Origin of the sequence: Streptomyces sp. ADI95-17, from assembly GCF_003846175.1 — a bacterium.
GTDB lineage: Bacteria > Actinomycetota > Actinomycetes > Streptomycetales > Streptomycetaceae > Streptomyces > Streptomyces sanglieri.
Map to the genome: position 1 here is coordinate 448073 of NZ_ML123050.1, position 9823 is coordinate 457895.

Genomic DNA, 9823 nt, shown 5'->3' on the forward strand with positions numbered 1-9823 from the left:
GGTGCGGGACCGGATCGGCCGGCTCACTCCGCGAGGACGGCCAGGTCGAGGCGACGGAGGCGGGCGGGATCCGCAATCACTTCGTACGCGGCGATCCTGTCCTTCTCGACGGTGAAGGTGAGCGCGATCAGCAACCGGCCACGCGGAGCCACGACGAGCCCCACCGTGCCGTCGACCAGGGCCAGTTCCGCGAGCTGCGACCTGTGCGCAAGGAGGGCGGTCCCCTCCGCCACGGCCCGCGCGCCACGGAGCTCGGCGGCCGCGCCAGGTGGCAGCACCGCCGGGTCGCTGCGGCGCACCACATCGGGTGCGAGCACCGCGAGCATCGCGTTGAGGTCACCGGCCCGGGCGGCCGACAGGAATGCGGAGACGGCCTGCCGGTGGCGGACGAGTTCCTCCGCCGGGACCGCAGGAGTCCCCCGCACCTTGTGGCGCGCGCGACTGGCGAGCTTCTTGGTGGCCACGGGAGTGCGCTCCAGGATGGGCGCGATCTGGCCGAACGGTACGGCGAACATGTCGTGCAGCACGAAGGCAACGCGTTCGGCGGGCTCAAGGGCGTCCAGTACCACGAGCAGCGCACGGCTCACCGAGTCGGCCAGCAGAGCTCTGTCCTCCGGCTGGCTGCCCTGAACGGGCTCCGAGATCTGATCGAGCACCTGCTGTTCGGCGAGGTCCTCCCGCCGTGCCGAGCGGGCGCGCAGCATGTCGAGGCAGATGCGGGTCACCACTGTCCGCAACCAGCCGGCCGGATTGTCCAGGGTGCCGGCATCTGTCCGGCCCAGGCGCAGCCACGCCTCCTGCACGGCGTCCTCGGCCTCGTTCGGTGAGCCGAGCAACCGGTAGGCCACTGCCTGAAGCCGGCCGCGTTGCGCCTCGAATTGTTCGGCCAGCCCATCGCACTCGTTCACCGGTCACCTTTCCTCGTCCCGACTCGTCACCTCTATGACGAATGCAAGCCGGCTGAGGTGACAGGAGAACCCCATGACGTCCTTGCTGCATCTGGATTCCAGTGCCAATCGCTCCGGTGACTCGGTCAGCAGGGACCTCACCGCGTTGTTCGCCGAGACCTGGCGCGCTGTGCACGGCCCTGCCGGAGACCGTTCTCGCTACCGGGATCTGGCCGCAGATCCGGTCCCACCGTTGGATACGGCCTACTGCACGCTGGGGCGGCGACTGGAGCGGAACGGTCTTCCTTCTCTGGCCGGCATCGACGCGTGGATTCGCAGCCCGGCGGAGAAACGGCAATGGGCGCTGACCCGCCCGCTGATCACCGAGCTGCTGGCTGCCGACACTGTTGTGATCGGTGCCCCGATGTACAACTTTTCGGTCTCCGCCCTGCTCAAGGCATGGATCGACCGGGTGGGATTCCCCGGCGTATTCACGCACCCGGACACCGGGGACAGCCTGTTGCGCGCCACGAAGGTCGTGGTGATCACAGCGCAGGGCGGGTCCTACGGCCCGGGTACCCCGCGGGAGGCGTGGGACTTCCAGACACCGTATCTACGGACCTACTTCGGCAAGCAGGGCGTGGCCGAGGACAACATCCACTTCGTCAGCGCCGAGCTGACGATGGCCGGAGTGGTGCCGCACCTGGCCCACCAGCAACCGCGGGCGGCGAATTCGCTGGCTTCGGCACGGGAGAAGGTGACCGCGCTGGCCGCCGCCGGCCGCCCGGTGAGCCGGACCACCGTGTGAGCCCGGCTCCGGTCGTACGAGAGACGCGGACGTGAGGGAACCGGGACCGGCCGGACTGCGGCCGAAGGCGAAGGTGAAGCGGATTCCCGGACGGGGCGTCCGCCCGGAGCGGCATGCGGTCCCGGCGCGACCGGCGCGACCGGCGGCCTCCTCTCCGCCGAGGGCGCCGGTCGGGTCGTCGATGCCCTGAGAACTGCCGGGGTCAGGACTTGATGTCGGCCACGAGTACGTCGATGAATGCCTCCCGCTCGGCGAGCGTGGACGGCCGTCCCACGATGCCCGGACGGGTCTGCCACGGCAGGGGGCCGGTCTCGCGGCGGTACTCGACTCCGACGGCGTCCAGGCGGGCCAGATGATGGTCCAGGCGGCCGCGGAACTCCTCGTACCGGCGCTCGCCGGTGCTCCACAGCGCCTCGGCGACGGCGCAGAGGCGGGGGAACGCGAAGTAGTCGACGGTCCGTGGCGAGTCCATGTGCTCGGTCCAGATGTTGGCCTGGCCGCCCAGGACGTGTTCGCGCTCCGCGTCCGTCAGCTCGGGCGGTACCGGGTCGAATCCGTATGCCGTCTCCACCGTGACGGGCACCGCCACGGGGATCGGCTCGTCCGACCGCTCGGACTGCCGGTAGTCGAGATACACCTGGTCGTCCGGGCACGCGATCACGTACAGGCCGCGGCGGGCCGCGGTGACCGCACCGGTCATGCCCCGCCACGAGGCGACGACGGTTCCGGCCGGCACCTCGTCCTCCAGCAGGTCGTCCCAGCCGAGCAGACGGCGGCCGCGCGATGTGACGTGTGAACCGAGTTGCCGTACGAACCAGGACCGCAGCTCGTTCTCGTGCCGCAGCCCGCGTTCGCGCATCAACTCCTGTGTGCGCGCGTCCTCGCTCCACTCGGTCGTGGGGCACTCGTCGCCGCCCACTCCGACGACCGGGCCGGGGAAGAGGTCCATGATTTCGTCGAGGACGTCGCGGAAGAAGGCGACGGTCGACTCCTCGGTGTTGAGGACGCGGGGGTTGACACCCCAGCGCGTCCACACCTCCGCCGGCTCACCGCCGACTCCCAGCTCGGGATAGGCCGCGATCGCGGCCTGGGAGTGCCCGGGTATGTCGACCTCGGGGACGACGGTGATGTGCCGCTGTGCCGCGTATCCGACGATCTCGCGGATGTCGTCCTGGGTGTAGAAACCGCCGTGCGGCCGTCCGTCCCCCGGCGCCTCGGGCGACGCGCCGAGCGGGGACTCGCGCCGCCAGGCACCGACCTCGGTGAGTCTCGGGTGCCGCAGGATCTCCACCCGCCAGCCCTGGTCGTCGGTGAGGTGCAGATGCAGTGTGTTGAGGCGGTGCATGGCCATCAGATCGAGGAAGCGCAGCACATCGTGCTTGGGCATGAAGTGCCGTGCCACGTCCAGCATCGTGCCGCGCCAGGCGAACCGCGGCGCGTCCTCGATGCGTACGGCGGGCACCGCCCATCGCACCCCGGCCACCTCGTAGCGGCGGTGGACCTCGGCGGGCAGCGACTGCAGCAGGCTCTGACATCCGTAGAAGGCACCGGCCCGGTCGCCGCCTTCGATGACGATGCCGTCGGAGCTCACCCGGAGCCGGTACGCCTCCGGGCCGAGGCCCTCGCCCAACCGCAGGTCTATCGTGTGCCGCGCCTCGTGCAGGTCTGAGAGGAACGGCAGGTCCAGGCCGGTGGAGGGCCGCAGGACCGACTGCAGCCAGCGGGCCGTGGAACGCAGCTCCGGCGCGGCGGTGATCGCGGTCGAGGCATCGAGAACGAACTCGCCGTTGTCGGTCTGCACTGATGTGGGGCGAGGGAGGAACATCGGGCGGATCATCCTTTCACTGCTCCGGCCGACATGCCGGAGACCAACTTGCGTTGAATGAGGAGGAAGAACACGACCACCGGGAGGGAGAAGATGACCGAACCGGCCATCTGCGCGCTGTAGTCGGTTCCGCTGGCGGGGTTGGTGAAGGACACCAGCCACACCGGCAGGGTGTACTGGCCCCGGTCCTTCATGAACGTGTAGGCGATCAGGTAGTCGTTCCAGGCGGCGATGAACGCGAAGATGCTCGATGCGATCACGCCCGGCAGCACCAGCGGGAAGAGGATCTTCCAGAGCACCTGCCAGGTAGAGGCTCCGTCGAGGCGGGCGGCCTCCTCGATCTCTACCGGAATGGCCGCGAAGAATCCCCGCATCACCCAGATCGAGAACGGCAGTGCCAGCGCGAGGTAGGCGAGTATCAGCCCGGTGTAAGTACCCAGCAGACCGGCCTCGTTGAAGACCAGGAAGGTGGGGATGAGCAGGGCTGTGCCCGGCAGCATCTGTGCCACGAGGATCGCGACCATGACGGTGCGCCGGCCGCGGAACCGGAACCGCGAGACCGCGGCTGCCGCGAACAGGCCGAGCACGACGGCGACGATCACTGTTCCGCCGACCACGAGCAGGCTGTTCCACAGGTTCGTCCAGAACCCCGTCCGGTTGAGCGCGACATCGAAGTTGTGCAGGGTGGGTGAGCTGGGCCAGAAGTGCGGCGTCGCCGTCATCGCCTCGGCGCGGGGCTTGAGCGCGGTGTTGACCATCCAGTAGACCGGGAAGATCCACACGAGACAGAACACGATCGCGAGGCTGTTGCTGAGCAGCCGGCCCCGGGCCGCGATGGAACGGGCGCCGCGTGTGCGGAGCTTGGTCACAGGTCCTCCCCGGAACGCAGCAGGCGTCGGATGTACAGGGCGGTGACGGCAAGCAGCATGATCGTCGTGATGACGGACAGCGCCGCGCCCTGGCCGACCCGGAATGCCACGAAGGCGGTCTTGTACGCGAAGACGCCCAGTGTGGTCGTCGCGGAGTCGGGCCCTCCGGCCGAGATGAGCCAGATCTGGTTGAAGACGTTGAAGTCCCAGATCACCGACATCAGGGTGACCAGTGTGAGTGTGGGGCGGAGGAACGGAAGGGTGACCGACCACCACAGACGCCACTCACCGGCCCCGTCGAGCCGGGCTGCCTCCTGCAACTCTCCCGGCATCTGGCTCAGGGCCGCGTACAGGGTGAGCGCGATGAAGGGGACGGCCTGCCAGACGATGAGCAGCCAGATGGACAGATAGGCCAGGGGCGCGCTGTTGGACCAGTCGGTGTTGGTCATGTCGCCGAACAGGCCGGTCTGTGTGAGCAGCCAGTTGACCACTCCGTATCCGGGCTGGAAGAGCCACTTCCACACGAGGGACGAGGCGACTGTCGGCATCGCCCAGGCCAGGATGAGGACGATGGTGACGGTCATGCGCATGGCCGTGCCCAGCCGGGTGAGGAGTTGGGCGACGCCTGCTCCCACGGCGATGCTTCCCGCCACCATCGCGGCGGTGAACACAACGGTCCTGGTCAGGGCGTCCCAGAACTCCGACTGCGACAGGAGGTCGGTGTACTGGCGGGTGCCCACGACGTCGAACGCGCCGGTGAACAGGGAACGTTGGTCGTAGTCGGTGAACGACGCGTAGACGAGGAAGGCGATCGGTGCGACGGTGACGGCCAGCATCACCAGCCCGGCGGGAGTCAGCAGCCACCACGCAACCCACGGTCCGCGGTGCCGTGCGGACGCGGCGCGGGTTCCGGCACGGTGCCGCGGCAGCGCGTCGGCGGGCCCGGGTGTGGAGTCCGGGAAGGCCGCCTTCGGGTTGCCGGCCGTCTTCGGGTTGCCGCGGACGGGCTGCTCAGTGCTGGGCATTGAGTACCTTGCCCACCGTCTTGTCGAAGGTGTCGGCCGCCTGCTTCGGACCACTGGTGCCGGAGGCGATGGAGGAGAACACCTTGTCGATGTCCTTGTTGCCCTCCACTGCCGCCCAGTCGGCGGCGGCCGGGGTGGCCTTGGATCGCAGAGCCGCGTCGAAGAACCCCCGGAACAGGGGGTCGGCCTCGCCGCGGGCGGCCTTCACCGCGCCCGTGCTGTTCGGGATCCAGCCGTCGTGGCCGGCGACCCACTGCTTCTGCACGGACGGTGCGGTCGCGATCTTCACCCACTGCAGGGAGAGATCCGAGTTGGCGCTCTTGGCGGCGATACCCCAGTCGGATCCGCCGAGCATCACGGGCTGGGACTTGCCGGACCTGCCCGGGAACGGGAAGGTCCCGAGGTCGGATTCCTTGAAGGCGGGGTTGGCCTTCTTGATGAGAGCGATCGTGGCGTTGGTGGCGCTCATCGCCGCCGCCTTGCCGTCCGCGAAGACCCGGGTCTGGTCGGGGTTGAGCGTGTCGATGGTACGGGTGGACGGTGCGGAGAACTCGTTCTGGAACTGCTTGTACTCGTTCAGGCCGCGCTGCGCCGCTACGGAGCCGAGCGTTCCCTTCCAACCGGAGCCCTGCTTCGACGCGATGTCGCCGCCCGCGTCCCACACGAACTGCACACCGGTGTGCCAGTAACGGCCCGGCAGGTAGAAGGGGGAGAAGTCGGGGGCGGTGTTGGCCGCGCGTATCTTGCGCAGGGCACCGGTCAGTTCGTCGAAGGTGGCGGGGGCGGACTTCACTCCCGCCTGGGCCCAGATCTTCTTGTTGTAGATCACCGCGCGGGCACCCGCGAACGAGGGCACGGCGTACAGCCGTCCGTCCACCGTCGCGGGCTCTTCGAGACCTGCCAGCCAGGACTGCCCCTGCTTCAGATCCTTGGTGTACGGGGTGAGGTCCATCAGCCCTCCGCTGGCGGCGAAGCTCGCCACCTGCGTGTTGCCTATGTCGATGACGTCCGGCGGGGTCGAGGTCGCGAGCGCCGTGGTGATCTTGGTGGTGATGCCGTCCCAGTTCTGGACCTCCACCTTCACCTTGGCGCCGGTCTGCTGGGTGAACTGTTCGTTCATCGCCTTGAGCGTGGCGTCGGAGTAGTCGCCGTCCATCACCCACACGGTCAGGGTCTTGCCCTCCCCCTTGACCACGGGGACCGCCCGGGGCTTCGTGTCGCCGCCCGAATCTCGTCCCGCGGACCCCGAACAGGCGCTCGCGCCGAGTGCCGCGGTCAGGGTGACGGCCACAAGTGCGCTGTACCGCATGCCTTTATGTGTCATGGAAACTCCTGGGGAAATGGCTCTGGGGAATGGGCCCTGAGAAGGGCAGGCTCTGAGAAGGGCAGGTTCTGAGCAGGTCGGGTTCTGAGAAGAACAGGCCCTGGGAGGTACTGACTCCGGAAAGTGGGCTCCGGAAAGATGGCGTTCCGGGGGACAGCAGGAGCAAGGCCGGCAGCCGGTCAGGGCTCGTGTCTCACCACACGCCAAGCTCGCCCGAAAGGACGATGCTGGCTCCGCCGAGCAGGATGAGGTCCGGGTCGCCCGCGAGTGACCGCATGGCCAGTGAGGCGCTGATGGGCGCGTATGTCCGTGCGCGGATCACCGCGGCCGCGGAGTCCAGGAAGGGGCCCTCTACGAGGTCCGGCGGGCCGATCAGCGCGATCTCATTGAGGTTGAGCACGCTGCTGATCGGGGCGAGTACGGTGCCCAGTGCCCGGCCCGCGTCGGCGAGTACGTCGTCGTGTTCGGACGGGTCGCGGCCGGCCAGGCGCTTGCGCAGTTCGGCCGCGTCGATCAGTGGTTCCAGGCATCCTCGATGTCCGCAGATGCACGGATCGCCGTCCTCGTCGACGGTCACGTGCCCGATCTCGCCGGCCGCGAACTGCTCGCCCTCGACGAGTTCGCCACCCACGATCAGGCCCGCACCCACACCGTGCTCGATCGTGATGACCATGAGGTTCTGCGTCTTGGCGTTCCGGAAGTGCAGTACGGCGAGCGCGGCGATGTTCACGTCGTTGCCGACGTAGGCCGGCACACCGAAGCGTTCGGAGAGCTGGGCGGCGAGCGGCAGTTCGCTCCAGCCGAGATGGGCCGCGTGATGGATGACTCCGGCATCGCCGACGATGCCGGGCGAGCCGACCCCGATGCCGAGTATGCGACGTGGCGCGAGGTCCACCAGCTCGCCGACGAGCTCGTACACCAGGCCGATGGCACGTTCGCCGACGATGTCCCCGTACCGTACGCGGGCACGATGGACCACCTCGCCTCGGAGGTTGAGGACCGCGCCGCTGAAGTGTTCGCTGCCGGACAGGTCCAGGGCGAGGATGTGGGCGGCGTCGTCGTCGATCCGCATCACGCTCGCCGGCTTGCCCAGCCGGCTGTCCTTGCGGGGACCGGTGTCGACGACGAGCCCGTCGCCTTCGAGGTCCGCGATGAGCGCGGACACCGTGGGGGCCGTGAGACCCAGGGTCCGCGCCATCTCCGATCTGCTCATCGCACCCTGGTGGTACAGCGTCGCCAGGACCAGCGCGCGGTTGTGGATCCTGCTGTCCAGCGTGCTCGCCTTGGTCCGCTCGGGCGGCTGCCGACGCGCGGACACCCGTGCCAGCCCGCGTTCGGCGCGGCGGCGGGGGTCGGTCGACGGCAGGAACGGCTCGGACACAGAGTTCGCCTCCGGGTAAGTAAAGACCCTTTAATTAAAGGACTTTGGATATGTTCGGGGCGAGTGGCCTCGGCGTCAAGAGATCGGCGCGAACAAATTCCGTACCACCCATATGCGATGATCACGCCATTGGATGACGAACAAGACATATAGCCAGGAGTTGCCAGTTGAGTGTTTGACTGAGCGCGGTTATGTTCAACCACCTTCGGAACGCCGTGAGTTGGCGTTCGATTTCTGTGTGATTCGGAGGTGTGTTGTGTCTCGTGCATGGAACAGATGCGCGTTGATCATGGTGGCGGCCTTGACCGCTGCGACGGCTCTGGCCGCTACCGGGACGGCATCGGCGACGTCCGCGGGCTCCCGGACGTCGGCGGCCGGACGTGACGTGACGGTGATGACGTTCAACATTCACCATGGCGCGGATCCGGATGATGTGCTGAATCTAAATCACGTAGCCCAGGCGGTACGGCAGTCGGGCGCAGATGTGATCGGCCTGCAGGAGGTGGACCGGCACTTCGCCTCGCGCAGCGACTTCGTCGATCAGGCGGAGTGGCTCGCGAATCGGCTGGGTCTGCACTTGGCCTACGGCACGAACCTGGACCTGGATCCGGAGAAGCCGGGCGACCCCCGGCGTCGGTACGGAACGGCGGTCCTCTCGCGCTTCCCGATCGTGAACACCCGCAATACGCTCCTTCCCCGTTCGGAGGCGGGCGAGCAGCGGGGTCTGCTGGAGGCCGACCTCATGATCCGGGGCAAGAAAATGCGTTTCCTGAACACGCACCTGGAGGACACCTCGCAGGCCGAGCGACGGACGCAGGTGGCAGCGATCAACGCGATCGTGAACGGATCCCGTCTTCCCACGGTGCTGGTGGGTGACCTCAACGCGACGCCGGACAGCGACGAGATCGCTTCGGTGACGAAGCAGCTGACCGACACCTGGCCGACCGCCGGGAAGGGGGACGGATTCACGTACGACTCGGTGAATCCGCGGGAGCGGATCGACTACGTGTTCGCCTCGTCGGGCGTCGAGGCGCGACGGGCCCGGGTGCTGGACGTGACGGTCTCCGACCACCGGCCGCTGCGGGTCGAACTGACCATCCGGTAGGACGGCCGACGTGCCGCCGCGGCACATCAGGGCCGCCGGGAGGCCGCCTGAAGTCGCTGTCCGAGGACTGTCTCGGGGGTGGACTGACTTCGGGAACTGACTTCGAGGAGTGAGTCCTAGGACTGGCCTCGAAGTCTGATGCCGAAGTTCGGCAGGGGCTCCGTCCCATGGGAGAAGCGACTCCCCCGCTTCCTGCCTCACCATCCTCCGCGCCGCCGCCTCGCGGCGCTCCGCAGCTCCACAACAGCACCCGGGGCGGGCAACGCCTTGCCATGCCCCTGCGAACCGAAACCCACGCCCGGCCGGCCACTTCCGAGCGCGTCGGGCAGGCCACCAAGGAAAGCGGAGACAGATGACCACACCCTTGCCACGCAGCTCCGGGGCCGTACGCGCAGCAGGCGCGGCGCTCGTCGCCGTCGCACTGGCAGCATCCACGGCACCGGCCGTGTCCGCGACGACCACCGCCCGGGACAACTCCGGACAGGTTCAGTACGTCGACTGCGGGGCCGCATCCGGAACGGAGAGCGGCTCGCGCAACCAGCCCTGGAGAACTCTCGATCAGGTCAACCGCCTGAACCTGAAGACCGGCAGTTCGATCC

The 9823-nt window shown here is 68.2% G+C and carries 8 protein-coding genes and 1 pseudogene; 3 read left to right on the forward strand and 6 right to left on the reverse strand.

Annotated elements, in window-relative coordinates; genetic code table 11:
• Positions 1–23: 23 nt before the first annotated feature.
• Positions 24–908: a sigma-70 family RNA polymerase sigma factor gene (locus EES42_RS32825; RefSeq protein ID WP_124721863.1), complete on the reverse strand. Its 885-nt coding sequence runs from the start codon at positions 906–908 to the stop codon at positions 24–26.
• 73 nt (positions 909–981) lie between these two features.
• Between EES42_RS32825 and EES42_RS32830 the strand changes: the two genes are divergently transcribed.
• Complete coding sequence (locus tag EES42_RS32830) at positions 982–1695, forward strand: FMN-dependent NADH-azoreductase (RefSeq protein ID WP_124721864.1); 714 nt, start codon at positions 982–984, stop codon at positions 1693–1695.
• Positions 1696–1897: 202 nt separating this feature from the next.
• Here the strand turns inward: EES42_RS32830 and EES42_RS32835 are convergent, their stop codons facing one another.
• The 5 genes from EES42_RS32835 to EES42_RS32855 all read right to left on the reverse strand — a co-directional run bounded on the left by EES42_RS32835 (position 1898) and on the right by EES42_RS32855 (position 8119).
• Entirely contained in the window at positions 1898–3520 is a 1623-nt protein-coding gene (locus EES42_RS32835; protein ID WP_206433710.1) for a beta-N-acetylhexosaminidase, read from the reverse strand.
• An 8-nt stretch (positions 3521–3528) separates the two neighbouring features.
• The gene (locus EES42_RS32840) at positions 3529–4389 is read right to left on the reverse strand and encodes a carbohydrate ABC transporter permease (RefSeq protein WP_206433711.1); all 861 of its coding nucleotides are present in this window, start codon (positions 4387–4389) and stop codon (positions 3529–3531) included.
• Complete coding sequence (locus EES42_RS32845) at positions 4386–5414, reverse strand: carbohydrate ABC transporter permease (protein ID WP_124721866.1); 1029 nt, start codon at positions 5412–5414, stop codon at positions 4386–4388. The genes EES42_RS32840 and EES42_RS32845 overlap by 4 nt, the downstream gene beginning before the upstream one ends.
• The gene (locus EES42_RS32850) at positions 5401–6738 is read right to left on the reverse strand and encodes an extracellular solute-binding protein (RefSeq protein WP_206433713.1); all 1338 of its coding nucleotides are present in this window, start codon (positions 6736–6738) and stop codon (positions 5401–5403) included. The genes EES42_RS32845 and EES42_RS32850 overlap by 14 nt, the downstream gene beginning before the upstream one ends.
• 193 nt (positions 6739–6931) lie before the next feature.
• Positions 6932–8119, reverse strand: coding sequence for an ROK family transcriptional regulator (locus tag EES42_RS32855; RefSeq protein WP_124721867.1), 1188 nt, complete (start codon positions 8117–8119; stop codon positions 6932–6934).
• Positions 8120–8252: 133 nt separating this feature from the next.
• Here EES42_RS32855 and EES42_RS32860 point away from each other — a divergent pair, with 133 nt between their 5' ends.
• Together EES42_RS32860 and EES42_RS45120 are read left to right on the forward strand one after the other, a co-directional pair.
• The gene (locus tag EES42_RS32860; protein WP_206433721.1) at positions 8253–9224 is read left to right on the forward strand and encodes an endonuclease/exonuclease/phosphatase family protein; all 972 of its coding nucleotides are present in this window, start codon (positions 8253–8255) and stop codon (positions 9222–9224) included.
• Between the two features lie 352 nt (positions 9225–9576).
• Positions 9577–9823: pseudogene (locus EES42_RS45120) on the forward strand (right-handed parallel beta-helix repeat-containing protein); the annotation flags it as partial.